Annotated in this window: 23 protein-coding genes and 2 pseudogenes; 8 read left to right on the top strand and 17 right to left on the bottom strand. The window is 53.2% G+C overall.

The window, feature by feature from the left end; genetic code table 11:
- Window positions 1-46: 46 nt before the first annotated feature.
- Entirely contained in the window at window positions 47-565 is a 519-nt protein-coding gene (locus AC0L6S_RS20110; protein ID WP_473425904.1) for a hypothetical protein, read from the bottom strand.
- A gap of 169 nt (window positions 566-734) precedes the next feature.
- Between AC0L6S_RS20110 and AC0L6S_RS20105 the strand changes: the two are divergent.
- Window positions 735-871, top strand: a pseudogene (locus AC0L6S_RS20105) (IS3 family transposase); the annotation flags it as partial.
- Between the two features lie 305 nt (window positions 872-1,176).
- Here the strand turns inward: AC0L6S_RS20105 and AC0L6S_RS20100 are convergent.
- Window positions 1,177-1,896 (bottom strand): hypothetical protein, encoded by a 720-nt coding sequence (locus AC0L6S_RS20100; RefSeq protein WP_473425903.1) that lies wholly within the window; start codon window positions 1,894-1,896, stop codon window positions 1,177-1,179.
- 115 nt (window positions 1,897-2,011) lie between these two features.
- Here AC0L6S_RS20100 and AC0L6S_RS20095 point away from each other — a divergent pair, with 115 nt between their 5' ends.
- The gene (locus AC0L6S_RS20095; protein ID WP_473425902.1) at window positions 2,012-2,926 is read left to right on the top strand and encodes a LysR substrate-binding domain-containing protein; all 915 of its coding nucleotides are present in this window, start codon (window positions 2,012-2,014) and stop codon (window positions 2,924-2,926) included.
- 233 nt (window positions 2,927-3,159) lie between these two features.
- Here the strand turns inward: AC0L6S_RS20095 and AC0L6S_RS20090 are convergent, their stop codons facing one another.
- From AC0L6S_RS20090 to AC0L6S_RS20050, 9 genes are all read right to left on the bottom strand, one after another.
- Window positions 3,160-3,867, bottom strand: coding sequence for a hypothetical protein (locus tag AC0L6S_RS20090; RefSeq protein WP_473425901.1), 708 nt, complete (start codon window positions 3,865-3,867; stop codon window positions 3,160-3,162).
- Between the two features lie 373 nt (window positions 3,868-4,240).
- Entirely contained in the window at window positions 4,241-6,508 is a 2,268-nt protein-coding gene (locus AC0L6S_RS20085; protein WP_473425900.1) for a hypothetical protein, read from the bottom strand.
- A gap of 296 nt (window positions 6,509-6,804) precedes the next feature.
- A complete protein-coding gene (locus tag AC0L6S_RS20080; RefSeq protein ID WP_473425899.1) occupies window positions 6,805-8,658 on the bottom strand; it encodes a DUF3604 domain-containing protein in 1,854 nt (617 codons plus the stop codon).
- 47 nt (window positions 8,659-8,705) lie between these two features.
- Complete coding sequence (locus tag AC0L6S_RS20075) at window positions 8,706-9,602, bottom strand: fatty acid desaturase family protein (protein ID WP_473425898.1); 897 nt, start codon at window positions 9,600-9,602, stop codon at window positions 8,706-8,708.
- Between the two features lie 35 nt (window positions 9,603-9,637).
- Window positions 9,638-10,444 (bottom strand): hypothetical protein, encoded by an 807-nt coding sequence (locus AC0L6S_RS20070; RefSeq protein ID WP_473425897.1) that lies wholly within the window; start codon window positions 10,442-10,444, stop codon window positions 9,638-9,640.
- 625 nt (window positions 10,445-11,069) lie between these two features.
- A complete protein-coding gene (locus tag AC0L6S_RS20065) occupies window positions 11,070-11,453 on the bottom strand; it encodes a hypothetical protein (protein ID WP_473425896.1) in 384 nt (127 codons plus the stop codon).
- 97 nt (window positions 11,454-11,550) lie between these two features.
- Window positions 11,551-14,724, bottom strand: coding sequence for an AAA family ATPase (locus AC0L6S_RS20060; protein ID WP_473425895.1), 3,174 nt, complete (start codon window positions 14,722-14,724; stop codon window positions 11,551-11,553).
- A gap of 43 nt (window positions 14,725-14,767) precedes the next feature.
- Window positions 14,768-16,408, bottom strand: a complete 1,641-nt coding sequence (locus tag AC0L6S_RS20055; RefSeq protein ID WP_473425894.1) for a flavin monoamine oxidase family protein — start codon at window positions 16,406-16,408, stop codon at window positions 14,768-14,770.
- Window positions 16,409-16,685: 277 nt separating this feature from the next.
- Entirely contained in the window at window positions 16,686-17,153 is a 468-nt protein-coding gene (locus AC0L6S_RS20050; RefSeq protein WP_473425893.1) for a hypothetical protein, read from the bottom strand.
- A 136-nt stretch (window positions 17,154-17,289) separates the two neighbouring features.
- On the opposite strand from AC0L6S_RS20050, the gene AC0L6S_RS20045 reads away from it, so the two are divergent.
- Window positions 17,290-17,712, top strand: coding sequence for a TraR/DksA family transcriptional regulator (locus AC0L6S_RS20045; protein WP_473425892.1), 423 nt, complete (start codon window positions 17,290-17,292; stop codon window positions 17,710-17,712).
- Window positions 17,696-17,776 (top strand): annotated as a pseudogene (locus tag AC0L6S_RS20040) (GTP-binding protein); the annotation flags it as partial. The gene AC0L6S_RS20045 and the pseudogene AC0L6S_RS20040, both read left to right, overlap by 17 nt.
- Window positions 17,777-17,828: 52 nt before the next feature.
- Here AC0L6S_RS20040 and AC0L6S_RS20035 read toward each other — a convergent pair.
- Complete coding sequence (locus AC0L6S_RS20035; protein WP_473425891.1) at window positions 17,829-18,707, bottom strand: DUF2971 domain-containing protein; 879 nt, start codon at window positions 18,705-18,707, stop codon at window positions 17,829-17,831.
- A 350-nt stretch (window positions 18,708-19,057) separates the two neighbouring features.
- Window positions 19,058-20,260, bottom strand: a complete 1,203-nt coding sequence (locus tag AC0L6S_RS20030; RefSeq protein ID WP_473425890.1) for an acyltransferase family protein — start codon at window positions 20,258-20,260, stop codon at window positions 19,058-19,060.
- Between the two features lie 308 nt (window positions 20,261-20,568).
- On the opposite strand from AC0L6S_RS20030, the gene AC0L6S_RS20025 reads away from it, so the two are divergent.
- From AC0L6S_RS20025 to AC0L6S_RS20015, 3 genes are read left to right on the top strand one after another with little or no spacing between them, the layout of a single operon-like run.
- On the top strand, window positions 20,569-21,936 hold the full coding sequence (locus tag AC0L6S_RS20025; RefSeq protein WP_473425889.1) for a hypothetical protein: 1,368 nt from the start codon (window positions 20,569-20,571) through the stop codon (window positions 21,934-21,936).
- Window positions 21,929-22,306 (top strand): GtrA family protein, encoded by a 378-nt coding sequence (locus AC0L6S_RS20020; RefSeq protein WP_473425888.1) that lies wholly within the window; start codon window positions 21,929-21,931, stop codon window positions 22,304-22,306. The genes AC0L6S_RS20025 and AC0L6S_RS20020 overlap by 8 nt, the downstream gene beginning before the upstream one ends.
- Before the next feature lie 16 nt (window positions 22,307-22,322).
- Window positions 22,323-23,279: a glycosyltransferase family 2 protein gene (locus AC0L6S_RS20015; protein WP_473425887.1), complete on the top strand. Its 957-nt coding sequence runs from the start codon at window positions 22,323-22,325 to the stop codon at window positions 23,277-23,279.
- Window positions 23,280-23,344: 65 nt separating this feature from the next.
- Here the strand turns inward: AC0L6S_RS20015 and AC0L6S_RS20010 are convergent, their stop codons facing one another.
- The 4 genes from AC0L6S_RS20010 to AC0L6S_RS19995 form a co-directional block, all read right to left on the bottom strand.
- Window positions 23,345-23,950 (bottom strand): exosortase H-associated membrane protein, encoded by a 606-nt coding sequence (locus AC0L6S_RS20010; RefSeq protein WP_473425886.1) that lies wholly within the window; start codon window positions 23,948-23,950, stop codon window positions 23,345-23,347.
- Window positions 23,940-24,449, bottom strand: coding sequence for an exosortase H (gene xrtH / locus AC0L6S_RS20005; protein ID WP_473425885.1), 510 nt, complete (start codon window positions 24,447-24,449; stop codon window positions 23,940-23,942). The genes AC0L6S_RS20010 and xrtH overlap by 11 nt, the downstream gene beginning before the upstream one ends.
- Before the next feature lie 56 nt (window positions 24,450-24,505).
- Window positions 24,506-25,369, bottom strand: a complete 864-nt coding sequence (locus AC0L6S_RS20000; protein WP_473425884.1) for a sterol desaturase family protein — start codon at window positions 25,367-25,369, stop codon at window positions 24,506-24,508.
- 152 nt (window positions 25,370-25,521) lie between these two features.
- Window positions 25,522-26,070, bottom strand: a complete 549-nt coding sequence (locus AC0L6S_RS19995; protein ID WP_473425883.1) for a midcut-by-XrtH protein — start codon at window positions 26,068-26,070, stop codon at window positions 25,522-25,524.
- Between the two features lie 232 nt (window positions 26,071-26,302).
- Between AC0L6S_RS19995 and AC0L6S_RS19990 the strand changes: the two genes are divergently transcribed.
- Window positions 26,303-26,746 (top strand): hypothetical protein, encoded by a 444-nt coding sequence (locus AC0L6S_RS19990; RefSeq protein WP_473425882.1) that lies wholly within the window; start codon window positions 26,303-26,305, stop codon window positions 26,744-26,746.
- Window positions 26,747-26,975: the final 229 nt, after the last annotated feature.

Here is a 26,975-nt window from a genome sequence, read left to right as displayed (position 1 = left end):
AAACAGACTGCGATGTAATGAGGTCAATGCGAATCCGGCTATCTGGTTACAGAGCCGAATCCTGCATGGCTATCATGACTGAATGATCGGTATGTGTGACGGTTAGGGAATTGATATCCACGTTCTCCGCCGACGTGGTGGTGCGTGAGATAAACGCGTCGGGTGTATCTTGCCAGTCCAGTGACACTACCTCGACCCAAAAACTACCGAAAAGGCCAGGCAGCGTGAGTATGCCTCGGGGTACAAGTATAATTGAGTTAGCGCCGATATCGATATCTGCACCGGGTATAAAACGTTTTTCGTTACCAAAGTTCAACAGCGCACCGAGGTGGAATTCCGGGTTCGCCAGGCCGTTATCATCCACGGTGGCGGGACCTAGAACAAGATCACTACTGGAAGTGGAGCACGGACCACTAAAATTGAAACCAAAATCGTCAACTGAGTCGAATGAGCAGTCTACCTGATCACCGATCAACGTCGCCGCTGCATGGTTTGGCAACAGCAGGAAAAGCAAAACACAAACTGGCAAAATCTGCGGGCGTTTCCATGGCCGGTGTACTCTCATTATTAATCTCCTAAAATTGAGCTTGCCGACGCAAAGCCGGTAGGAAGAAAGTATAGCCCATAACCGGACGCACACCCTGGTATTGGGATAGTCTGCACCCTAGTTTGCAGCCTCGACACTTCTGTTGGAGCCCCCCCCGGCGACTAACCCATATGCTGGCCAACCCAAGGAGGAGTTGGAGGAAGAGAACCATCTTCTTAAGAGGATCTATGCGGAGAGTAAATTGGAGGCGGAGATCGTCAAGGAGGCTATGGCAAAAAAGTGGTGAAGCCACCTCGGCAGAAAGAGATGGCCAAGATGGCTGTTCAGGAGAATCGATGGCGCCTATAAGTACTCAAGAGCCGGTTTTATCCGTTTCGGGGAGTTAAACTGGCAACTCCCAAATTATTGCAAAGGGTGTTCCGGCGTCGATAGAAAATTTCGGGCACTCTGGCGTTTATGATTCCAAGTACCTGACGCGCAAATGCGGGAGCTGTCGACGCTAGCAATTGATCTGTCGGTGCTTGTTTGTTGCTTACAAAACAGTAGTCGGACAATCGTAGACAGCGCAGCCACCTCTAGTTGGGGGAGGTCGCCTAGTGGTCACCGGATAGTGGGTTTTGTGCGCTGACTTACCCGAATGACCGCCCTGCATTCGGCAAGGCATGCCGGGCATTTCCGTTTCGCCTTCCCAGCCCTATCAGAATAGCGATTGCCAAAGCGAACAAGGATAAGGTAGCCGGTAGCGGTACGGGTGATGCGTTCACAGTGAAAATGCCATCCGGGCCATTGGCGCCGATACCCCCGGTAATCTCAGCACCGGATGCCAGCTGCAGTGGCCCACCAAAGAAACTAGATACAAAAGCTGCTGTGGTGCCAATCGGCAAGCTCGTCAAATCGCTTGGGTCAGTCATGAGTGCAGCGGAGCTCGGTGAGTAGCCGTTCCAGCCAATTCCATCGAAAAGTCCAGACATTTTTAAGTGGAAGCCACCAGGATAGGCATACAGTGAGGGGTAATTCTCATCCTGAGGAATTACCTGCTGATGGAAAATATTAAAACCTTCTATGGTCAGAAAGATTTGATCAACAGCGAAGTCTCCATAATCTGGTCCCAAATTGGGGATTCGATTCGGTGTCGTATTATCCAGATAGGCCGTGGCAACGACTCGCCCACTGGGCGCTGCAGCCGAGCCGTTCAGAGACAGCTCATACCCATCGGGCACATCAAATACAACTTCAATCAGTGACGCTCGGGCCGGCAGGGTAATAAATACCAACAGTGCTCCGAGCATACAGATTAGATCGCCGATACCCCGTTCAGAAGCGGCCGCCTGCTTGAGTTTGATACCCATTGATTCGCTACTCCTTCGTTATTGTGCTGAATGGGTGCTGGTCATCACTGGTTAAGCTGAAGGCTAGCGACTACCATTACATAATTCAAATCAATAAATAATATGAGTTATATCCATGAAGCTGAATTTAAAATCTGTCGATCTTAATCTGCTTACAGTATTTGAGGCCATTATGGAGACGGGGCAACTCTCGCGTGCTGGCGAGCAGTTGGGCATGAGCCAGCCAGCAATGAGTGCAGCACTGACACGATTACGGTTAACCTTGAATGACGAATTGTTCCTTCGATATCGCGCAGGATTGTCGCCCACACCCCGTGCGCGAGAAATTTATAACACAGTACAGGCATCGTTGGATCTAATACGGAATGAACTACAAAGCGGCAAGCAATTCGTCCCGAAACAATGCCAGCGTCATTTTTCAGTGATGGGGGGCGACTATATGGAGATACTTTTTTACGGTCCATTGCTAAACCGAGTAAATGCAGCAGCGCCTGATATCACCAGTGAAGTGAAGCCTGTTGAGGTGATGAAAGCAACACAGCTGTTAAGGCAAGGGGAAGTGGATATGGCAATCCACTATGTGAAACCCGGTGATCATAGCTTGCAGTTCAAACACATTCTGGGTGACCAGCTGGTTGTTGTTACGCGGCGTAATCACCCGAGAATCAGGCGCAATCTCACCTCCAGAATCTATTATCAGGAGAAGCATGTGACGTTAATGCCAGTAACGGACAATACCAGTCACCTTGAACTTTTTGTGAGCGACCAAACGGTAGAACGTAAGGTAGGGGCTAAGGTTAATCAGTTCAGCGGCATGATTCCGGTGATACTCAACACCGATTACTTTTGTACAATGCCGAAACGGCTCGCTGAGTGGTTCGCTATGCACTATCCTTTAACGATCTACCCGCTGCCGCTGTCTGCGCCTGAGTTACCGATGTATTTGATTTGGGCAAACCGTTTCAATAATGATCTTGCACATGCCTGGTTCCGGGAACAGCTGTCAGCGGTAATGTTGAACAGACCGTGAAGCCCTCACGGTTCTTGTAGAGACAGCTAAACAGTGGTGCTGGCAAAAATCATCGCAGAAGGCCTCGCATGCAATGCAGCTCCCAGTCCTATCAAGGTGATGTTTGAGTCTGCTGTTTACGAGACTACCTACGCCCATCTCCAGCAGAATAGTTCGAGATCCGAACCTGCGTGTTTAATCGCACGGCGGGGTTTGTCGATCACTTACTGTCTGGCGATACTGGATAGGCCCTGTTAGGCCGTCCGTCGACTTCCCAGCCGAAGGCTAAACAGGCCCAAAGCCAATAGAAACAAAGTGGATGGAATGGGGACAGGGGCTGCCCGCTCTTCACGGTAGAACCACGCTCCTATAGTTGGAGTCACCAATAAACTCGGAAGCCCACCACCCTCCGCTATAACATAGTCATCAGTGGTTGAATCGTTGGCGTCATACATTGACCCAAAGAAAGCCATTTCTATCTGTGCACCGAGAAAATAATTGGTAACGGTTGGATCGGCCATCCATCCACGATTCAGGTTTCCGGTCGAAGATATAGAGGTGGGGCTGAAGTCATCAAAAAACGCAGGAGCCCATGTGCTACCAGCACCAAGCACGGTATTGTAGTCGACCAACCAGTCAACTTCGGGTACGCCAGCATCTTCAAGGTAAGAATTAAACAAATCCCGAACCGCAACTTGGTCGGCCCACATCCATCCCGTTAGGGAAAAGCCATTGAGCTCGCTACCTACAGCACAGGTTCCAGCGGGACATTCCGTATTGATCTGTTCCCAGGATAGATTAACGAAATCTGCAGGCTGCGCCCATTCCTTCCCTTCAACCACCACGGTACCGACAATTGGCATGGCATGAACGGGCATACAACTAAGAACGACCGTAAACACTAAGGTAATAAGAGATATTTTCATACTATTCGCATCCGTGACGAGAATGTAGTCGAACACATACTGACCGGCCTCCTTCCAAATTCGGTAGTGCCTGTGATCGACACTATAGAAACTCCTTTTCTACACCAGGCAGGGTTCAAAGAGGATATCCTGTCATTTATTCTTTGAAACTGAACTATACGTTGCAGTTTATCTGATAGTAAAGCCTACCGAGACATTAACCGGTGTCTAAAGCGGACTCCAAAGACGCTAGCGAGAGGGGCGAGCAACGGACGTAAGGGTTTGAGAGAGCGGGCATCTCAGCCACCAACGTAGATAAGATTATCAAACAGCCACATCATGTCGGTCTGGACGACTTGCGAGAATACCGCGCTTTTGATTCCGGTAACATCGACCCCGATGAATGTCTCAGTGAAAGAGCACGCGCGACCTAGAATCTAAGCGGAACCTGCTCTTCGATTCCATCTGCCCAAATGAAACTTGAATCAGTACCAGAACTGAAGTGGCAGTTCATACAGCCGCCACTGCTGTACTGATGGGGGTTTTCACTGACATCACTCGCTACACACTCCGGCCCACCATCATTACTGATATTTTCATCGGTCGGCTGACAGTACGCCATATCATACGTTTCAATAACAGAGTTTCTCAGACGCAGATTATTTGGTGCCAGGGTAAAGCACTGCGACGGCTTGTCACCTTCGAGACAGAGACGTGTATGAACAATGTGTGGCGGATCAACCTCGGTTGATGAACGGCCATTGGCCGGCCACTGGGTATTCACCAATATGTAATTCTGCAGCGGCGAGCCCTCGGCCCTCAACAGGCCTCGAAACAACGCGTTGAGTTCCTGCACCGAAACCTGGTTGGGGTTGTCCTGACCAATGGCATCGAGTCGACCCACCTGGATAGGAACCAACTGCTGTGGCACAAGGCCAATGAGGTCGGATTCAGAAACTGCAGGATCTCCATGTGCATTAGTAATCTGCATCTGGTTGGTGCAACAGGCAAGCTCCGGGGAATCCAGAAGAGACTGCGGTACAACGCCTGGCCTCTGCTGTACACATTGCATCAAATCCACATTCGCGCAACTGGTGTTATGGAAGCTGAATTGTGTTGGCGCAGGCTCATCGCTGGAGGTATTTCCAGGCACGTTGTCAATGTGCTCAAAGGTTGGCCAGATCCACTGGGGAGCCCAGAAGGTTTTTACGCCGATATGGAATCCCACCAAACCGACATCAGCAACCTCACAGGTTGCAGGCTTGGTGATGGTTTCCTGCGGAACAACCGAGGGGTCCAGCGCGTTTATCACTTTAGTTTCCGGCGGCGAATACACCAGCGCCGTTTCGGTGTAGTAGCGTGCAGGATCGTCCACTTGCTTACAGGTCTGGGGGTCGGTGCAGAGAATCTTCCAGGCAGATTTTACCTCGGTCGCACCTTCACCGGTTGCGCCCACGGTATTATCGGGCATCTGGAACTGCATTTTATCGATACCCAGCGGGCCATTGAAATCATAGGCGCCTGTATCTGCATAGCCATGCGCTTTGATCGATTCAAATTCATCGCGGTTTACGCGCACGTTGTAGTGCACGATATTATTATTCTGATCCACCAGGTTATTGAACTGGCTACCAAAAGCCTGATGGGTTTCGTTCAGAATCTGGAATGTGGGAGTTTCCGTGGAGAGCCCGGCGGTCTCCAGTGCGCCACGACAAACCTCAGGGAGAGGTTGCGGGTCATTCCACTGTTTGTCTTCCAGCGTCCAATTGGGGTCACCTGGCTGGAAAATCTCGTAAGTTTGCTTATAGGTACCCCAGACACGTGCCCCGCTATCGGCAATGCTGCGCCCGGTATCGGGAATACCGCGCTCAGTGGAACTGGCAGGCCAGAACATCCCGACAAACGTCTTCCATGCATAGCAGTTGAACATTCTGTTTCTCTGTTCAGCGTTGGGCAGGGAACCAGGGTCAAACAACACATCAGCCGGTCGTTGCGGGCTAAGTGCGGTAACATCATCGCAAAGCGCAGCGCCTGTAGTACCTGGCGAGTGGCCATCACTAAAGCCATTGTTCGCCAACTGCTGCTTACGACGTATCAGGTCGTGCGTGAGCCACAGCCAATCAGCGTCGGCCACTGCCCCATGACAATCGAGACAAAAATCAGTCGCTTTGCCAAACGCCGGCACACTGCTGTCGTCTGCCGGATCGAAGTCAAAGCTCAAAAAGCCGCCTCTATTGAGAAACCAGAACCACTCGCCACCCAGGCAAGCGGCGTCGGGATCATCAGGAAATATCCGCTCGGGGCAGTACCCAGGAATTTTGTACATGACAGTAGACCACTCCAGTTCCGAGGGACTCTGGTTTATTGGGTCGACCGCATTATTCAATTTCGCTGAGATCGACCAGTCCGGCGCCACAAATGGCATTTCGGGCATTGATTTGTCTAACTCTGCGATGATGGCATTGTTCAACTGAGGGTTATTCCATATCGGCACAAACAATCCATGCATGGGCGTCTGGAGGTTCGGCTTCTGTTCAACACCATCAGTTACCTCACCTGAATCAGACAAGCCGGGGTTCAGAGCGCGTCGCGCTACGAACCCCTCGCTCTCAATATGCTGCAATATATCAGCTGCACAATTTAGCGGCTCCATTTCACACGCATCGGCGCAACTGGCATAGCGTGTATCTGCAGGCAAGCAGCTATCATCATCCGGATCTATACTTACTACCCGCGGGACATACTGGTCGGGATGATTGTTGTCACTATTGCTGCAACCCGCCAATACCAGTGAAGTGCAAAGAAGTAGCAAGAAATTAGCGCAACCCGGCCTGGTTTGACTAAACAGCATCAGGAGTACCTCTCAAGTATCTTTTTGTTGTCGGGTTGTGATTTATTCGCGCGCTTACGCACTTTCTTCACAAACTGCTCTCAGGGCAAGCAACCTGTTGCAGCTTAAGCCATTGAATAGCTCGCTCCAGGCCAGCACCGCAGTTACGGCTTGATCCAGATCGGCGAGGAGTAGGCACGTTCCTGAATAACATCCGGATGGTGGGCCGCTTTATCCTGACCGAGCGCCAATGCGTCCAGGTATGAATGTCGCGCTGTGGGAATCTGCAGAACACGAGCATAATAAAAGGCATTTTGATCAGCCTGGTATTCTGGGTCCTGCCAGTTTGCGCTGAGCTGGGGCGCGCCTATCTTGTTGACGACTTTCCCGTTGGCCCGGTCTACAGTATCGCCAACAGGGGGAAGTTTGCCATTGCTCCCCAGCTTGCGATCACCCGACCAGGCGACATTGAACACTTTTTCCTGCTGCTCTCCTTTGTCGTCCAGCCAGCCCTTTACTATCTGTATGCGATCGAGGTTTGCGCCCTTTGGATCCTTGCTGCTAAGCACCAGGAACACCGGCGAGTATTCGCTGGCGCGCAGTTCACCGCCCATGGGCACACCGTTGACTCTGGCTTGGGTGTAGAGGTCAGTCTCAGGAAGCTCCCCTTCATCAATTCTCGGGACGGCGAAGAACTGCAGGCTTATCCGCGGGCCGCTGGTGGCGTAAGTCTCCCGGCGTTGCATCGCAGCAAGAATGGATTCCCGCGTATTTTCTTCGGCCCAGACTGCGGCCAGCCCGGCTGCGGAGAACGCCCAACCGTTGGGAGCGGGTTCGTCTTCGTCCCACTGACTGTTCTTGTTCTCTGGAATAGAGTCGGTAGCCATCTTGCCCCAGAAGTTATCCTCTTCCGCCGTAGCCAGGCCTGTGTGCGCATCCGTAGAGCCAATCACACCGAACTGGTAGGGATTCTGGCCAAACTCCTGCTCCAGCGACAGGCCTCGCTTCAGCGCAGAGCGAATAAAGTCACCTGGCTTTGGCTTGTACTCGCTGTAAGTGCTTTGCAGGTAATAGGGAAATTCCTCAAAGTCAGCAAATTCGTCTTCCGGCGACAGGGAGGGATGGGTTTCAGCATCACCTTTAAGCTGGGTGATCTCTGCGATGGGCTCCCACTTCATCCGCAGCGCTATGTAGGCTGCATCAAAGGGCGTTCCTCGCAGCCTCGTGTCATCGAACATAAAGCCCTTGGACAGGTTGGAGTTGTGTGGAATGGCGAGAAAGTTGGCTCCCACAGCGGGCGCAGTTTCCTCCAGCCAGGACCACAGGTCCTCGGGGTACTGGCTCATCAACAGACTCATAGGCTGGAACTGTTGCGCCTGTTGTGCATTACCATCGGTCATCACGACGCGGTGCAGGTTGGCACCCCCTGGAATAGAGCTCCACTCCCAGCCGATAAATGCGGTGAATTGACCAGGTTGGTTGTGTTCATCGGCGATATTGGTCAAGGAGTGCCAGGCATTGATCTGTACATCCATCATGTCCGGAAAGATGTTCGCGTCGCCTCCCAGTTGTACGCTTTTTGCTGCCTCGCGCACGGGCAGCGGCGGTGGCAGTATATCGCGAAACAACTCCAGTGCCGTGCCCTCATCCAGCCGGTAACTCAGATACCAGGCTGCGGCTTTCGCCTTAAGGCTATCCCACAACCCCATGTCACGGGTGTCCACCCCGTCGCCGCTGTGAATCTCGCGGATGACACCCAAGTATTCCGCGTGGTCTGAAACCACCAGGAAATCCAGTGGCGTACCAATTTGGACACGCGTGCGATTGAAGGGATGGATAACCGGACGGCCCTTGGCGTAGTTATAGGCCGTGTTTGGGTCGGCGGTAAAATTGTTGTTTGTGTAGGCGTCGAAGGAATAACTGGTGTGCAGGTGCGTGTCACCCCAGAGTAACTGCTTGTCGCCGGCGATGGCTGACAGGGAGGTGACGGCCAATAGACCACTGATTAGTGTGCGCATGGATTACTCCTTTTATTGTCGTGACAACCCATGATACCTGAATTTGCTCAGCGTACAGCCTGTCGAAATACCCCGGTATAGCTGCCTACCGTGTCGATGTCATCGTAGTAGCCGCGCACGCGCAGCAGTTGATGCAGGGCACGCAGGTGGTAGGTGGGCACCGCCATGTAGGCATGGTGTTCACAATGATAGCTCAGCCCGTCGGTCGGAGAGAAAAACAGCAGGCCCAGAATGCCACGTGGCAGGGAGCGCGTATTGTACTTTGGTTCCGGTGCATACAGGTCCGGGACGCCGGCGTGTTCAGAAATCTGTCGCATGCGAATGATTGCCATGTAAACAGTGAGATAGGCAGCAACCCATAGCGCATAAAGCTCGGGCACGCCAAAGCCCCAGAGGCTGGCAAACATCAGTCCGTTGACGAACAGACCGCGAGTGAGTGCCCACGGCGCGCGCTTTTCGCGCGTAAGCAGATCGTTCCCGCTGAGGAATAGATAAAGATTGGCCTTGATACCTGTGATGCCGGTCAAATCGCGAAGAAACTTTCTGGCGATACTGCCTTTGCTTATCGGGTAGTTCTGGTAGTTGGGCAGATCGGGGTCGTCTTTTGTACCAGCGTTGCGGTGGTGTTCGAGGTGCCCCTTAATGTAGGTCTTTCCATCCATGAGCAGAAATGGAGAACTCAGCCAGGTCGTGACAAATTCGTTGTACTTCCTGGTCGCGAACAAGGTGTTGTGGGCGCTTTCGTGCATGATGGCAGCCAGCGCTTGTTGGCGCCCTGCCAGCAGAAATACCGCGACTACATAGGTTATCCAGTGAGGGAGCAGGGCGGCAAACACGAACACGAGAACCACGCCAAACCAAGCGGTGACGACAATACGAAAGCCCTTGGCGTCACTGCGCTGCAGGAAGGGTTTCAGTTCTTCTCGTGTGATTGGGATGTCCATTGCTTTCACCTCAAAATAGGTATCGTGATGCGCGTTTAGGAGGCAACGCCGAGTGCTTGTAGTTGCTCAAGCCAGATTTCCCGACCGATGCAATCGTAGCGCCGTGCAGACTCCTGCAGTTTTTCATAGCAGTTCCCTGGGCGGATGGCCTCCGGCAACAGTGGGTCGATAGCCAGCCGGTATATGGCCTCGCCGCCAAGGCGGCAGGTTTCAGCCAGCGACGCCCCGGAGGATTTACCGGTGAGTTCGTCCTCACTTTGATGCAACAAACTGATCAGTTCTTCGTATTCCCGGTTTAGTGTCGCCACTGGCCAAAGGCTTGCAGCCCACTCACTCGCTACGCGGTCTTCAATTGCATGTATCACGAAACAACTGGCGCCGTCTTCGAGCCCAAGCCCTCCCAAACGCTGTCGCAGTTCAGGCAGCGGCGTGGTCAAGTTGTCCGGTCTTACCCAAAGCTGGTCGAGGCCGACTTTAAAGCCATTCAACTCCAGCGCCTGGCATGTTTTTTTGCGGGCGCCGCGCTCTTCCCCTTTGGGCAGGTGACACGCCAACCAGTTGCCCTCCCACTCGGGAATAGTGAGCGAGGATTCTTTCCAGCGATCCATGAAGCTCCGCTTGGCCAGTGCTTTCTCCGTCAGGGAGTAAACACCCCGTTCGTTACTGCGCACGAAATCCGCCGCCGCCAACCGGCTGAGCGTGACACGCAGATTGTTAACTGACAGGTCGAACGCATCTGAAATAACACCCAACAGGCCGGTGGCCAATTGGTGCTCCGGGTGCACTCCCATCAGGTCGAGCAGAATGTTCCGGGGACTTGGTTGATAGCGAAAACGATACATACTTATTACACTAATAGTGGATATATGACAATAATAGTAATGTTACTAAAAATGTCAACCTTGTTTATATATGTAATATCTGGATAAGAGATGGATACGTTAATACAAAGGGGACGCTAGTCGCTCTACCCTAGCAATATGGGCTGAGAGGAGACCTACCAACAGGCCACTAAGCGCGGGCGAAACGGAGACTTCCATGTGCACACTTGCTGCGGATGACCAGAGGACCATAAGTGACAAGGCTCGCGACTACGGGCAGAAAATTCACGACATAACCGTAACCGTGTTGAAGGAGGGTTCTTCACTCGGCCAGAAAATACAGGACGGCGTGACCATTGGCGCGAATGATACTCATTGCTCTTGGTGCAACGAGGAGTCACTGCCGTTGCTTAACGAGAAGATAGAGCGTCTGTTGGGGTGGCCCAACCAAGGATAATATTGTATTCCACCAACCGGGCACGCACGGGTGGAAAAATTCGCGGAGGGGTCACGGAGCAGGCCGACGCCATGCTCGCCTGTTGCTGCTACCCTGGCACGGTGCGCGACTCGCTTGAACCAATTCGGCCCATCACAACATTGCTATGGTCTGCAAAGATGCTCGCTCGCAGGAGAATGCGATATTGGGTTACTTGAAGCACCTTATCTTGGCGTGGCTGACCGCATTGGCAGGACCACCACCGGCAGGCTTGTGATCAATATGCTCGGTGTAGCCGACCTCCATTTTGGGCCCGCCGGTGTCAAAGCGCTCATATTCGATCTTGCCCCCCGATGTCACTGCGCGGGAGCAAACATGCAGTAGCGTCTCAATGCTCTCAGGCGGCATTGCATTCAACATCTTCACTTCGCCATCACTCAAGTCGAAAAGCGGCTGCAAAGTGGTGCCCGGTTGCTGCTTGAGATCCGCCATTGCGCTATCGCTCAATTGGTCATCACGAAAGCAGTCGGCAATCTTGTTGACACCTTCTGGTGAAAGCCTGCCAATACCCTCCATAGCTTCTATCCCTGCCATGTCTTTCCCCTCCCTGTTCAGCTAGCTCGCGCAAGACCGATTAAGTATAGACCATCTGCGAGAAACACCAGGGCAATTGCACCACGCACGACAGTCACTATGACACTGAGGTATGTGTGGCCCACACTGAAAACGTAGTAACTCGCTGCTGCAACATCACTGCGCCTTGCTGCGCTGCAGTCTCGATGGCCTGCTCACACAATCGTCTGGCCTCTTCCTCGTACCCATGAGCTCGAGCCAGTCCGCCACTCAGACGCTGTATCTCCGCGAGAAAGAATACCTCTTCATACTCCCGCGCGTAGTCAGCAGCTTCTCGCAGTGCTGCCTCGCACGTGTCCAGCATACCCGCTTCGATACTCGCGTCGGCGAGTAGGCATAAATAAAAGCTGCGCTTCATGCCGGTACCAACCTCCGCCAGTCGATCCAGTCCATTCTGCATTGCGCAGATACCTTCGCGCGCACGGCCCCGCTGTGTCTGGGCCCAACCCGCGCTTATGGTTCCATGTGCAATACCAAAAGGCAGGTCATGTTGCTCGGAGATCGCAATGAGTTGATCCGCGTACTCAGCCGCCTGTTCGCTCTCACCGCGCAGCACAGCAATGGTGGACGCGCCGACAAGAGCCTGGGCACGGATGGGTGGAGGGATGTCGTTTGATAGCGACGCTGCGAGAGCCTGCTCGCTCACGGCGAGCGCTCGATCCGGCATGCCGATCAACCAGAGGTTATCGGCGGCCCAGGTCATACAGGTGATAAGCACCCCGTCCACAATATCGCGATCGACACCGTGCCCGGCAGCCTCCTTGGCAGCGGCAATACCTGACTCCAGCTCCTGCAGCGCTGCGTTCGGATCTCCCAACATGCCCAGCGCACCACCCAATGGCAGGGCTGCCTGAGCTTTGACATCCGCCGAGCCTATGCGGGAGGCGATATTGACGAGCTCTCGCGATAGCTGCAAAGCAGCGCGACTCCGCCCCCTGCCGAGATCCACCAGCGCCCGGCCGAGCAGGGCGATGAAGAGCTTGTCCGGCGAATCCAGCTTCTCGCAGAGTTTCCTGGCCCGCATTGATTGTTGCTCCACCTCGGTGGACGCGATACCGGAGGAACTCAGTAACTGTACGACCAGGGCGAGCCGCAGTTCCAACTCCTGCTCGTCACGTTCGTTGCTCTCGGGAATATGCGCCTGCAAAATCGATATCGCGCGCCGCAAGTGGTCGATCTCCTCAGTTTGTGCCATGCGCATGCGCGCAAGGTCGGCGGCGTTACGCCAGTAGCCGAGCGCTGCCTCGTGGAGGCCGCCGGACTCACAGTGGCGTGCGGCCACCTCCGGCGTAAGCTGCAGGACCGCAGGAAACTGCTCTTCCAGTATGCGGACGATCCGGGTATGCAGTTCACTCCGCTGGCGCCTGAGAAGCGCGTCGTAAGCCACTTGCTGAATCAGTGCGTGTCGGAAGAAGAAACTATCGTGCTCCGCACCGTCCAATGGCTGCAACAACTGGGCAGCAACCAGTTTTTCGAGGCTTTTCGAGAGCGAGTCGCTTCCAATTGATGTGAGTGCAGCCAGATGATCAAGCCTGAAGCGGCGGCCGAGTACTGCAGCTTGCTGCGCCACCTCTTTCGCATCTCCCAAACGATCAAGACGCGCGGTGAGCGAGTCCTGCAGTGTAGCGGGGATGCGCACATCAACGTCGGCATCTTCAGCATGAGCGCCCGCTTCGAGCACGCTGCGCGTAAACTCCTCGGCATACAGCGGTACGCCGTCGCTGCGCGCGACGATGCCTTTCAGCACAGATTCGGATAACTGCTCAGCACCCCTGACATCGCGCACAATATCAGTGATATCCGCCGGGCTTAACGCGGTAAGTCGCAACTCCGGAAGACCTGTCCAGCAAGACGCACCTGGCGTGTAGTCGCTGCGATGGGTACTAATGAGCAGTATCCGTGTCTGCGCAATGCCATCGACCAGTGTCTCGAGCAGTTCCTGTGTCGAGGCGTCGATCCACTGGATATCTTCAACCAGCAAAACAAGCGGCCGCTGTAGCGAGAACGTCTGTATCCATTCGCAGAGCGCGCGCATGGTCTTCTTGCGAAGTAACTCAGAGTCACCCGCCATGGTGGGCGAGCCTTCCGGCAACGGGATTCCCAGCAGCGCAGCGATCAGATTTCGGGTCTCCTGATCGTCAACAGACAGGGCCTGGTGTGCGATTGCCCTATTGAGCGCACCAAGTTGAGTTTGGGCGCTATCGCCCGCGCGGAATCTGAGCACGTGGCGTATGGCCTCAACCACTGGGAAAAATGGACTAAAGCTGTGGCTGGGAGAGCAGTGCATATCAACCCACCCATAGGGCTCCCTTAATTCCGCTTTCAGGCTCTCCATCAATCGGGACTTGCCCATTCCGGGCTCACCTGTGATCCGCAATGCACAACCACGTCCGCTGATTGTCTCTCTCCACAGAGACAACAAGTGGTCCAGCTCATCCCGCCGACCAATAAAAGCCTGCACGCGATGAACGCTCGCATCGCTGCGACGAAGATGGGGACTGATGGGAGACAGGACCTGGTACACCTCGAGGGGCCGGTCCAGGCCTTTGAGCTCCTTTAAGCCAAGGGGTTCCAGCTCAAACAGGCCCTCTACAAGTTTGTGTGTGTCACTGCTGATGACACACGTACCCGCGGGTGCCACGGCCTCCAGACGGCTAGTGACGTTGATGGTCACGCCCCAGGCAAGTCTGTCCTGGCGATCACCGACATGCGCACCGTCGACCACCACCGGCCCGGTATGCACACCTATGCGAACACGGATGGGATCCGACACCAGCTCGGGGATGGATCGCGCGAGGCGCTCATTGACCTGTGGCATACCGTCAAGTATCGCCAGCGCAGCCAGTATCGCCCGCTCTGCATCATCTTCATTGGCGTGCAAGGCCCCAAAATATACCTGCACTCCATCACCGCGATACTGGGCGACGAGTCCTCCGAAAGACTCGACCACTGTCTCAGCATGCGCGTGATACTGCCGGAGTGTTTCTCGCTCATCCTCCGGATCCAGTCGATCCGATAGTGCGGTGGAATCAACCAGGTCACAGAACATCACGGTGATCTGGCGACGCTCACCCCTGCCGGTCGAAGCGAGCATTTGCTCGGGACCGGAAGTCTTCTGCTCCGGAGGACTCACTGCCAGTGCATCCACTTTACAGCCACAGTTCGGGCAGAAATTTGCTTCCGGAGGAAGCTCGACGCCGCATCCCGCGCAAAGTATTGGGTCAACAGCCATGGCTGGGTGTGGTCATCCTGTTATTCGACCCGCGATACAGCAATCATGCGTTGATCGCTCCCCCTAGAAGGCGAATAGTACAGCACGCCGCATCCAGTCCACTTTGCAGGCCGCCCTCAATCCAGCCACCTTCCCATGACGCTCCCTCACCCGCGAGGAAGAAGCCGTCATTACTACCCGACTTCACGCTGCTACGAGCCTGATTGAACAGGGCATTGTGATCCTGGTACTGGCCCGCGTAACTCAAGCGGAAAGCCCCATTGTAGCCGGCTTCCTGCTGCCAGGAGATTACGCGGAAGTCCGACAGTTGCTGCTTGCTGAAGGCCGGGCCGTAGAGCTCGCCGAGCACGTTCTCGCACATGGCACGCAGCTGGTCGTCAGACAACGCCAGAAGTTTATTGGAGTCGTCTCCCCAAGTGTAGGAAAGCAACAGTGAACCGCCCGTCGCATTTGCGCCGTAATCCATAAAGTAGGTCGATCGCGTCGGACGATCGGTGAGCGTGACAACGGGGAGTTTTTCATCCTGCCAAAATTTTGTGCTGGAACTGCACATTATCTTGGTTGAACTCATGTAGTGTACGCGGCGCAACGCCCCCCAAACCTCATTAGACAGCAGCGATTCCTCGATGTGGATACCCAGTTGCGCCGCCCGTGTGGTACAGGTCAAAAGAGTTGCGGCGAAGGTCTCGCATCTACCGCTGGCGTCCTCGACCACCACACCCTTTCTGCTGGCAGTAGAGCGAATGGCGACAACACCCGGCCTACAAATCTCCTTGTCCTGCATTTCCTTCAGGCTACTCAGCCCGCAAGGCGTAGTTACCTCCTCACACCAGAACGTATTGGTCAGCGACTCCAGCCCTACTCCGTAGTCATTGCCAAGGATTAACTGATCGGATATCCATCCGCCTATCGCGGCTCGAAACATCTCAAGTGCAGCCACCTGCAGTTGCGCGGCGAGGCCGCCTGTACCCAAACCAAGAATACCGAGTATGTTCAATTCCTCGTAGCTCCAGGTCCCTGTGCTGGTGAGCGCGCCGAGAAGGTTCTGGTTTTCGAACTGCTTTACCAGATTGTCCCAGATATCGCGTTTTTCCTGGTGGCCGACGCCACCGCCTCCACTCGCCCCCTTCATCGCGTCAGTCAGGAATTTTACAAACTTACCCTGGACGTCAGTGATGATCTGTGGCGGCGCCGTACCCTCATCCCAACGGTACTGCTTGTCCTCCCACCACAGCATGGTGTCGACCTTGCCTGGATTGGGAAAGGGCTCAGTATTGATCTTGAATAACTGCTGGTAGTAAGCGAAGACCTCCTGCTCCGTCGGTACCCGCATGGCGCCCAACTCGAGGACGCTGGCGGGATCAGCTGGTATGGAGTAGGAAAAGATACGCCCGCCGATGCGGCCTGACGCTTCGTAGATCACCGGCTCCAAACCGATCTTCATCAATTCATAGGCTGCACACAGCCCGGCAGCACCCGCGCCTATAACTGCGATGCGAGTACCTAGCGCCTTCTTGGGAACCGTACCGATCTTGCCACTTGAAAGCAGCTTCTGGTAGTCGTAAGGGTTGAACGGAAAATCGCGGACATCATGCGTCGCAGAAGCCAGAAACCCAGGGCTACTGATCTTCCCGGTGTTTTCAAATTCCTTCTGCTGGTCCTTGGGAAGCTGCGTAAGGGACATATCACCTCCTGCTGTGCATCCCTGAATAGCACGAAATCCGACGCACATTTTGCGGCTATCACTCTGGCTCGCCTGCCAGGCTCAATGCAGTATGGCACACCCTGAATGAACGACAAGTCGAACTCCAGGAGCGCCCTGCAAGAACCGGAAACTCTCATGCCTTGGTGCGTCCGTCGAATATGCGAATCTTCGAGGAAGTTGGCTCAGTATTCGATGCAACCCGAAACCGGTAGAAGAATCATTATCGCGGGCTGTTCCAATTATCGGTCACCGGGCGTCAGGCTGGCTTCACCCTGGAACCCACATAAATACTACTGTGTTCGCTGACAAGCTCATCCCTGTACTCTCCCAGAACTGTTAGCTTGATGGTGTTGTATCCCTTCTCTTTAATCTGGAAACGAATAGTGACGAAACCCGTACGATCATCGAGCGACAGCTCGTCCTCTGAAAACACAACATTCTTCGAACCGGACAACTCAATACGCGCGTCCTTTGCAAAGAAGGGCCGTGAATACTCTACCTGAATTTCCACATCCTCCCCGACATTGACCAGGGCTGTGGGTGAGTGGCTGACCTTGAATACCCGCTCTGAGACCGACAGGCCGACCATTCTCGCAGCGGCTCTTCCAAAAAAGCTCATGTCCTGGGAATTGAGATACATATGCGCTCCGCAGGCGATGGAGTGCGTTGATGCAGGCAGGACACATAGCGCCAACAGATAGACTATGACAGTTTTTCGTTTCATGGTTGAGTCTCCCATAGCGCGCTTCCCCTCACCTGATCGTATTGATAGCCAGTGCTTGCCCCACTCCGGCAATACATTTATGATATGTTGTATCATTTCAATTGAAATATTATAGACCCCCATTCATGGATACACAATGAATCAACAAATGGGCCACACTCACCTGCCCGCAAGCGTGGCAGCAAAGCCGTACATGAGCGCGGATCAACTTGCGTTCTTCTCCGACAGATTGCTCGCCCTGAAAGAAAAAACCCTGAACCACATCCACCTCGCACGAAAAAACCTCTCGAGAAGAACAGAGCTAAAGGACGAGGCCGATTTAGCTCAGTACGAGGAGGAATCACGTATGGCGCTGCGCATTGTCGACCGGGAAACAAGGCTGTTGCGAAAAGTTGATACCGCGCTCGAGCGTATTCGCAGTGGCGACTATGGATACTGTTTAGCCAGCGGTGAGCCAATAGGCATCCCGCGCCTGCTGATACGACCCACGGCAGAATACTGCACAGAAGTAAAAAACCAGTTGGAACAAAGAGAAAAGCACTATGGAAAACGCCGCTAAAAAGCTTCCCGTAACAGTACTATCTGGCTTTCTGGGCGCTGGAAAAACTACAGTACTGAGTCATCGGCGCTGACATAACGACGGAGGCAAACTGCTCAGGCCTGCACAATAAGAGTTCAGCGTTGTCTGTAGGGGATGTCGCAATAGCTGATTCCTCTCTCGGGCAGGACGTTCTGCTGACCCAGAAAGAGCTCCAGCGAAGTCATGGAAAGCTCCATATTGCTGGTGGGGCCCAGATAAACGTGATCTAGGACCATGGGCTCATCGTCCACTGAGCCCAGTTCGAATGCATAGTAGGGCACCAGCATCGATGCGCCCTCGCGAAAGCGAATGCGCTCGTTTTCATTGCGGCTTAACACAGGCGAAACGATGCGCCATTCCTGCTCCTCTTCGAAGGACGGGTGCTTCAGGACAGCAGCGATACGCAGCAGATCGCCTTCGATCTCCTCGAAGAGATGATGCCAGCTATAGCGCTTGGCTCGTTTGGCTGCAGGGGGGCCAGAAGCATCGGCCCTGGTCTCGAGGGCGTTGACGAGTTCTTCCATCAAAGCTGTTTGCTCTGATGGGTCGTAAACACATTTACCCACCTGAAATTGCTGACGCCGAGCACACGCCTGGATCCTGATGGGGTTAAAGCCGAGACTGACGCCCTTGCCGTGAACGCTGTAACCCCGCCACTGGCTGAGTAAATTACCGTTGGCTCGAAAAGAAGCACCGAATACCATGGGGCCGCTGACGATCCGATGTGAGAGCCATTCCAGTAGCTCGTTGAGAAGTACGGGGTTGTCGGACCCGGAGATGACACGCTTGGTGATGTAGTTACGCAGGATATCCAGGGTATGCCGTAGTTCTGCAGAGTCATTCATGTAACGTATGTCACTCGCACGCAACTCTCCGCTACTGACAATACCCAACACACCGGCGAGTGAAGAGTAATGGTACAGCGTGTTTTGGGGTGCGACCGAAAACAGCCTTTCCGTAATATGTTCAATCATCTGAGCCTTATATCACCGTATTGTCTTCATTCGAAACAGTGCCGGGTCTGGACACTGCGGAGTGATAATACCGCCAGAAGGCAGCGCTTGATAAGGGAATATGCAACGCCGCCGAAGACCGCGCTCCGGCAGGATTTCCCGTCATAAAGGTGACACCATTAACAGATATGCTGGCTGGCTGACGTTCCAGGGGCGCCCCATGCCAGTCTTCAGCAAAGGCACGCCAATGCTACTGGACTGGGATGCTTGGGATCAGGTGTCGGGTGGTAATCAATCGCGCTTAAAGGGATTTATGCGCCGACTCTATCCAATTTGGCATTATCACCATCCTACAGTCCTCGTCTGCTCACTCAGGTTTTGCGTTTTCCCAGTGCAATTGCCGGGGCTTCAATCAAAAACCATGACAGGCTCGCAATAACCACGCTGATCAGGAACATTGACAGTGCCAGGCGGGGGAACTGGTATCCCGAAAAATCGCTAATGAAGGAGGATTTCAACAGCCAATTGCCTACTGGCGCGTGCCATAGATAAATACCGTAGCTAATCGTGCCCAGATAGAACAGCACTCTGCTACCCAGCACATTCAGGACAGCGAAGTTTCCATGCGCACAGCTCAGGACGACCACCAGTACTGCGACATTAAAAAGGGGCGTCCACAGAAAGGTTATCCAGGAAAGACTCCAATAGCTTTGGTAGCTCTTATCCATCCACATACCAAGTCCGAGAAAAACGATTGGCGTACAGCAGAGCGCAATAGTTAAAAACCGCTTATATGTAGTGGCATCTTTGCCCGTGGCGGAAAACTGGACAAAGGCTACGGCCCCAATCATTCCCAACCCGAATGAGTCCATCGACCCGGGTAGCTGGTAAGCCCACTCAGGCACATGCTTTGCAGGGTCCAGTATCGCAAACACGATATAGCGCCAACTGACCATCGCGGCTAAGGACAGTAATAATAGGGTTTTCATACGGCGCCAACAGGCAAGCCATCCTATCAAGGGGAGCAACAGATAAAACGAAAGCTCTATTGGCAGTGTCCACCACACGCCATTTACCGCGTGTGGCGGCCCTATACCAATCGGGGGCGGCACAAAGTCCATGAGAAGGTAGGCGAGCGCATTAGAAGGTTGAACAATCCATTGCCTCGTTGCAAACCACGTGAGCAGGACGAGCACAAAGAGCTGAACCCAGTAAGCGGGAAACACCCGTGCAAAACGCCGTGTCAAAAATGGCATCACCTGCTGGCTTGGACCGAGGCCTGCATTAGCCCTGGCATAGGGGATGGTTAGCAAAAATGCGGACAGCAGGAAGAATATCTGAACACCCGCCCAACCCAGCGAAAATAACACATGTGCCCTGAACTCTATACCCAGCATAGGGAGCAGTATTTCGCGTGGTGTTGCGTACACCCAGGCGTGATAAATCAATACCCACAGGGCAGCCAGACCTCGAAGGCCGGTAAGTCCAGGCAGGGCATGGGCGGACAGCAATTCCGGATGCGACCCAATACCGCTTTCGCGCGGAGAAGGTAGACGGGAAGTATCACCAGGCATATGGCAACAGCCCTATCCAAACGAGTAAACGTCCACATCGTTCTGTCGCCGAACAACAGCCGGGCACCGGGTTTACTCCAGAATTTAGTGTTATGTATGGTATTTGCAACTCACCTTTGCCAGGCCATCCAACAACTGCTTCGAGATCAGGCGATCCACCCGACTACTTTAGCCGGAGGCTATAAGAGGCCTACGTTACCTCGCTATTTATAGCACTGAGGCTTATAATCCGACAACTCCAATAATAGCCTGCCAAGCGCCGAAACACGCCAAACAATTGTCAACTTACCCACAACAAAACGCTCGTAATGCTTAGGCAACTCAATTTGCGGGCCGCCCAGATTGACCTAAAAATCTACTGGATAATAGGGTTCATAGTTCTTCAGGCAGGAATTGCGTTAACCCTAGGCCTTCCAGGACACCTGAGCGCCGATTCACTCATCCAGCTTTATGAAGCGGATACTCGCCAGTCGATATCCTTTAACCCGCCATTGATGTCGGCACTGCTGGCCTGGTTCTCCCTTATTGGAAGCCCGCCTACAGTATTTGTCGTATTGATGCAGGCTATAGCATCATTCACAATCTGGCTAGTCTTAAGGCGCTCTCCCTCGCCAAGCTCGCTGCGTCTTGCACTCGCCTTCCTGATACTCATGAACCCCCTGGTAATGTTGTATACGGGCATCGTTTGGAAGGATGTGTTGCTGGCTCATACAGCAGGCTGCCTATTTCTGCTGCTGGCCTCGTTGAACCGGTTCAGGACTACAGGGTTCTATTGCGCGGCAGCACTCTCCATTGTGTTGATGTGCATCACATTGGGTAGTCGTCAGCAGGGCATATTCTACTTCCTTCCTGCAGCGGTAGCCTTGGCGTGCCTGCTTCCTATTAGAAACGCATTGAAACCAATTGCGTTCATAATTACCGTAATTGTTGTGCTCCTTATTACCGGAGTGACGCAGAAAACCATCACACCAAGAGAGGGTGTAAATGGCAGTGAAGTAGGTTTGCGCAACCTTATCCGGTTTGATTTGGCGGGCATCGTCAACAAAGGAGGCCATCTTTCCGGGAAGTTTCTGCCCGTTATGAGAGGAGAGATTGCCGCTGATGCGACAGTGTATTCTCCCTACCGAATTGACACAATTACCACACCAGCTTCACAGATATGGGCGCTACCCATCTATGAATTGGGCGGTGTGTGGTTCGCTACGGTATTGGATAATCCAGTCCCATACTTACATCATCGGCTGGATCACTTTGCATACCTTTTAGGGATTCGAGAACGGAGATTATGTTTGCCAATTTATGCTGGCATTACAGAACATCACCACGCTAAGCTTGGAATCGAGCTTTCAAGTTATCTGGGATACGCGGAAACAAGCAATACTCATTCAGGAATCATTATAGACTTCGCCGCCGGTTTTGTTGACTACCCACTATACGCTCATTGGTTCTATGCACTTGTGACTATTTTCGCTACTGCATATCTGGCCTATCGTAGAGATTATGTCGCATCCCTGTATGGCCTGTGCACGACAATCCATGTATCCAGCTTTCTGGTGGTGAGCATTGCATGTGATTTTCGCTACCTGTACTCATCTGTTTTTTGCGCTACGCTGCTGACAGCATACTGTTTGCTGTTAACATCTCACGCCAATACTGGCACCCCCCCCAGTGATTGATCTAAAGCAATCCATTCGTTTTGTGGCCAATGGGCTGGTAGCTGCATCGCTCGATTTTGGCTTTTTCAGCGTTTTTTACGCTTCCGGTGTTGGATTAGCTGCGGCTAATGTTATTGGCATGACATCAGGTTTTATTGGTGGTTTCTTCCTCCACAAAAACCTGACGTTTCAAATCAGAGCCGCAAGCTCAGCTGCGATGTTTCTACGCTATTTCTCGGTATTCCTGACGAATCTCCTGCTTGCTCACTATTCCCTACTGTTTTTGAATGAGGCATTCCGCGAACCCTATTTTGCGAAGATATTGACCATGCTGCTGGTCGTTATTTGCAATTACTTGCTTTCAAAATATTTTGTGTTCTCAAAAAATTGATAACCACGGCGAACTCATGAAAACATGTGCAGTTATACCCTCATACAAAGTTAGAAATCATATTGTTGATGTTGTAGAGGGGCTAGGACGTTACGTCGACCATATTTTTGTTGTCGATGATGCGTGCCCGGAAAAGTCCGGCCAGTATTTGATCGACTCGATAGGCAAGTCCGAACAGGTTACAGTTCTCTTTCATCAGACCAACACGGGAGTGGGTGGAGCCGTTCTTACAGGGTATTCGGCTGCCCGTGATGCTGGATTCGAGATAGCAGTAAAAGTTGATGGCGATGGGCAGATGGATCCAAAACAGATCCCCGCGCTACTTGCTCCGATAGCTTCGGGCGCCGCAGACTATACCAAGGGAAACCGTTTTTTTCGTCCCAGTTATCTGATAGAAATGCCAAAAAAGCGGCTCGTAGGTAACGCTGCGCTTTCATTCATCAGCAAGGTTTCGACGGGCCAGTGGCATATTATGGACCCTACCAATGGATACACTGCCTTTCATCTAGGCTTACTCGATTGGCTGCCAGTGGATCGCATTGAACAACGATTTTTCTTTGAAACAGACATGCTGTTTTGGTTAGGCACTGTAGAAGCAATAGTACAAGACATACCCATACCAAGCCTCTACCGCTCCGAGAAAAGTAACCTCAGCGTGAAAGCAAGTCTGGTTGAATTTTCCACAGGCCACATAAAATTGTTTTTCAGGCGAATCTTCTATAGCTATTTCCTCAGAAACTTCAGCCTCGCCAGCGTGTTCTTTCTATGCTCTATACCGTGCCTCATATTTGGCGCAATTTTTGGCGTCAGTGCATGGATGGAGAGTATCCAGACAGGCATCCCGGCAACCGCAGGAACGATAATGCTAGCGGCATTGCCAATTGTTATTGGAATACAACTCCTACTGGGGTTTTTGAACTTTGATATGGCCACCCAGCCGAGAATGGCACTCTGGAAGAGGCTCGGGAAGTAAATTACGTGTGCAAAAAACACCAGGGGACTATATTTGCCTGTTGAAGAGCCTGGGGGTCGGAGAAGTCACGCACTCTTGCCAACCACAGCCAAGCGTAAAAGCGGCGTATTTCGACTCTGCCACAACCAGACGATGGCCGGCGCCAGCGTCGGCACAATAAGCACGCTAAACTGGTACAGCAAACCAATCACATTTGCATCGGGGACGAATACACCGGGCTGGTCCAGAAAGAGTTGCCCCAGGGCAGCCATCAATACCTTCATGCACAGAAACACCAACCCTATCGCGAATAGCGGATAGAGCAACAGTAAACCAATTAGATAGTCGTACAGGTAATCTTCTCTTGGCGTCGCGAAATGCAGCGCGGTGAAGAAGGGCAGTGAGTACGACAGAATTCGCGTATTTACTTCAAACCCGAGGCGGTAATCTGCGCCCGACAATGGCGCGGGCTGTCCGTTCATCTCACTGAACTGTGTCATCAACAGAGCATTGTTACCCTGTATATAGAAACTGTGGACGACATCGGGGAACCAGTGGGTCAGCGCGAAGTTAACGCTACTCACTGCAGGTAATGCCAGCACGCTGCTGATCATACTCCACAGCACGAAACAGGGCACTAGTAGAACGAAAACGAGCAGCAGGAACTGTCGCAGATGGGGGTTACTGGCCATGAGCTTCCTGTGCAAGCGGTGCAGTGCCGCCAAGATAACGTAGGTAGACAAGAAATACGATCAGAACATCCAGCATAATCAGTGCGGGCCACAGGTACAGATGTACCCAGGTAAAAAGCTCCATATTCCAGTTACCCAGGTACAGCAGGCTGATGATACGAGCGATATTCATCGCCTGAATCGTCAGAAAGCCGAGTACGATAGCGATACAGCGCACCGTCCAGCTCGCAGGGAAAGCGACAATGCCGGCCGTCAGGACGATAGCTGCCTCAACCCCGTTACAACCGGCCTCGATAGACACGGCAAAACCCGTGTCCTTCATTTGCAGGATCTTACCGTAGGCGAGCACGGAGCTATCAAAGGGCATAATAATAGCTGCGCTGATACGAGCCAGACCGTTAGTGAACGGAACGATGACATGTTCCTGTACCGGCACCAGCATCTCAACGACGAACAGGCTCACCAAGGTGAGTACGAAAACAATAACAAACCGTGTCACTGGCTACCTCTACGAGTTTATAGAGCGAGGGATATTACCACGCTGACTCCATCTGGCTAGCTGTCGCCCGAAGGCCCCCAGCGTCGCCACATCAACGGCAGCAGCAGTAGTCGATCCGGGCGCGAATCACGGGCCTCCCGCAGATATTCGAGGCCGAGACGCATGGTATCCGACTCCGCAGCCGGCACGCTGCGCGCTGTGCCGAACAGGTAGTCAAACCAGGGCACAACAGTGCCGTAATTGCTATTGGTGAATTGTGAATTAGCGCTGTGGTGCACCAGATGGAAGTTTGGCGTGACAATAACTTTGCTCAGAGCGCTGTCCAGTGCATCCGGCAGCCGAAGATCGCTATGGTTGAACAGTACGGCCAGCACACGCAGCAACTGGTAGACCATCAATACCAGTGTTGGTGCGCCGAAGAACAGGAATACCGGCAGTAAGATCATTGTATTGATTATCACCTCTACTGTGTGGTGCCGGTGAGAGGTCGTCACATCCACAGTCGTATCCACATGGTGCACCGCGTGCAAACGCCAGAGCAGGTCAACGCGATGGAATGCACGATGTGCCCAGTACTGGGTAAATTCGACCAACACTACCATTATCGAGATCGCCAACATGGGGTGCAGTTGCTGGTAGAGCCCAGGATCGGGAAAAAAGGATCGTATCAGGGCCGATTGCCCCAGCTGCAGGGTCACCCAAAACAGCACGAAAAAATTGAGGCTTGCCAAAAACCAGTTGGTCAGCCAGTGCGCGATGGGTACTTTTTCACTGTGGCGCCTTGGCCACAGCTGCTCCATCATCATGAATAACAACATCCCACCAAAAGTGCACACCAACAGTACAAGCGCCTGCTGGTCGATCAGATAGGCGAGTAGCGGATTGGCGTGTGACGGAGCAAGTATTATCTGGTTGGACAACGTCTATCTCAGTGGCTGATTGGCCCAGTCTGGGGGCGTGTCATGCGGTGCGTTTCACACCGCAACACACCGGCCCCTTGCTGCACCACCACCATCCACACAAATACTAAAGGTCGAGCATACAGGCGGGAGAAGCCCCCGTTGGCGGCCTATCACTCTTCCCGCTCATAGCAATCGATGTTACATGAGGTTCCGTCACCGAGTACATCACCACTATTGCAGGCATTGGGTCGCTCCAGTGTGTCTAGCGGGCACTCACCTTCAGGCAGGGACAGGGACCCTACTCTCAAATCGACACCGGAATCATTGAAGTAGCTATTATAATTACCGCCAAATATTGGCAGCGTTTCCCCGGCGGGGTTCGTTATTACCGTCCCAGCGCCCGCATAGGCCTTATGCAGCAAACTGACCCCACCACCGGCACTAGCCAGCGAAGCCAGCACCAGCGCCCCGGCGACCACGGGCGCAATACCACTCTTTTGTTTCCTCAGTGAAATAAACGCAATGAATGCGAGCAGCGCCGCCAGTAAAATCAGCATAGTGCTACCGAGCACAGGTATCGATTGCGCGCCAGCCAACGGTGAAAAGGTAATGCTCCCGGTGCCGGGCCCGGCCTGAGCGGCAACTGCACCCAAAAACAGCACACTACCGGTCAAAATCGACTGGACTAATCTGGATCCTTGGCGTCTGGTGTTCTGCATGGTTTCCCCCTGTTATCGCTAAAATATATCCCTATATTACCTTTGTTTAGTTAACCGCAGATTCGCGGGATCGTCCAGCGTTAATTTCCCTGATAAAACTGGGTGAATTGTGTAGTGACGCGCACAAGAGACCAGTTCTTCGAGCTGCATTTACAAGTCTTTACGTTTCTCTGCCCTTGTTAACGCTGTGGTGTGTTCGAATGGTATCGACAGGCAAACAAGGAGATGTCAGATGAAAACACGAATTATGATACTCGCTTTGGCACTTGCTTCCGGTCTCGCACTGGCAGAGACCGAGGGCACATCCACCACCAGCGGCAAACTCTCTAACCTCGCTCGCATGGAGAACAAACTGGGCCTGAGTGATGAGCAGGTGCAGAAAATGCGTGAAATCCGCGAGAGCGGTGGCAGCATGGAAGACATGCGTGCTGTACTCACCCCCGAACAGCAGGCTCAGGCAGCACAGTTGCGCAAAGAAAACAAAGGTGAGCGCGGAGCACAGATGCAGCAGGCACTGGGTTTAACGGAGCAGCAGATGACAGAGATTCAGAAGATTCGTCAGGAAGGCGGCTCACGAGAGGATATTCGCGCGGTACTCACCTCGGAGCAACAGTCCAAGCTAGATTCAATGCACGGCCGTCGTCCGGGCAAGGGTTTCACGTCGGAAGAGTCCTAGCAGGCTGTTGATCTACGCCCAAAATTGACCCAACCAGCCCAGAGCCGCAAAGCAAAATTACAAACCGTGATCAGCTCGCGCGCGCACCGTGGCTTTGACACCAGAAATACTACCAGCATCGTCGTGCCCATTGCCCGGGTATTAGGCGACCGAACCTGGATGAGCTGCCTGACATGTGATTCTCCCGAATATTCTGCTTTGAATGAACCGTGATACCACCAATGCGCGA

The organism is Halioglobus sp. D3-4, assembly GCF_055809315.1.
The sequence above is the reverse complement of the archived record's forward strand: the minus strand, read 5'-3'. Positions and strand labels throughout refer to the sequence as shown.

Coding starts and splice junctions, on each gene's coding strand:
- AC0L6S_RS20015 (WP_473425887.1), top strand. CDS start 22,323: ATGAAAACATGTGCAGTTATACCCTCATACAAAGTTAGAAATCATATT.
- AC0L6S_RS20060 (WP_473425895.1), bottom strand. CDS start 14,724: ATGGCTGTTGACCCAATACTTTGCGCGGGATGCGGCGTCGAGCTTCCT.
- AC0L6S_RS20080 (WP_473425899.1), bottom strand. CDS start 8,658: ATGCGCACACTAATCAGTGGTCTATTGGCCGTCACCTCCCTGTCAGCC.
- AC0L6S_RS20095 (WP_473425902.1), top strand. CDS start 2,012: ATGAAGCTGAATTTAAAATCTGTCGATCTTAATCTGCTTACAGTATTT.
- AC0L6S_RS20025 (WP_473425889.1), top strand. CDS start 20,569: ATGCTTAGGCAACTCAATTTGCGGGCCGCCCAGATTGACCTAAAAATC.
- AC0L6S_RS20110 (WP_473425904.1), bottom strand. CDS start 565: ATGAGAGTACACCGGCCATGGAAACGCCCGCAGATTTTGCCAGTTTGT.
- AC0L6S_RS20100 (WP_473425903.1), bottom strand. CDS start 1,896: ATGGGTATCAAACTCAAGCAGGCGGCCGCTTCTGAACGGGGTATCGGC.
- AC0L6S_RS20050 (WP_473425893.1), bottom strand. CDS start 17,153: ATGAAACGAAAAACTGTCATAGTCTATCTGTTGGCGCTATGTGTCCTG.
- AC0L6S_RS19995 (WP_473425883.1), bottom strand. CDS start 26,070: ATGCAGAACACCAGACGCCAAGGATCCAGATTAGTCCAGTCGATTTTG.
- AC0L6S_RS20065 (WP_473425896.1), bottom strand. CDS start 11,453: ATGGCAGGGATAGAAGCTATGGAGGGTATTGGCAGGCTTTCACCAGAA.
- AC0L6S_RS20055 (WP_473425894.1), bottom strand. CDS start 16,408: ATGTCCCTTACGCAGCTTCCCAAGGACCAGCAGAAGGAATTTGAAAAC.
- AC0L6S_RS20035 (WP_473425891.1), bottom strand. CDS start 18,707: ATGATTGAACATATTACGGAAAGGCTGTTTTCGGTCGCACCCCAAAAC.
- AC0L6S_RS20010 (WP_473425886.1), bottom strand. CDS start 23,950: ATGGCCAGTAACCCCCATCTGCGACAGTTCCTGCTGCTCGTTTTCGTT.
- AC0L6S_RS20075 (WP_473425898.1), bottom strand. CDS start 9,602: ATGGACATCCCAATCACACGAGAAGAACTGAAACCCTTCCTGCAGCGC.
- AC0L6S_RS20030 (WP_473425890.1), bottom strand. CDS start 20,260: ATGCCTGGTGATACTTCCCGTCTACCTTCTCCGCGCGAAAGCGGTATT.
- AC0L6S_RS20045 (WP_473425892.1), top strand. CDS start 17,290: ATGAATCAACAAATGGGCCACACTCACCTGCCCGCAAGCGTGGCAGCA.
- AC0L6S_RS19990 (WP_473425882.1), top strand. CDS start 26,303: ATGAAAACACGAATTATGATACTCGCTTTGGCACTTGCTTCCGGTCTC.
- AC0L6S_RS20070 (WP_473425897.1), bottom strand. CDS start 10,444: ATGTATCGTTTTCGCTATCAACCAAGTCCCCGGAACATTCTGCTCGAC.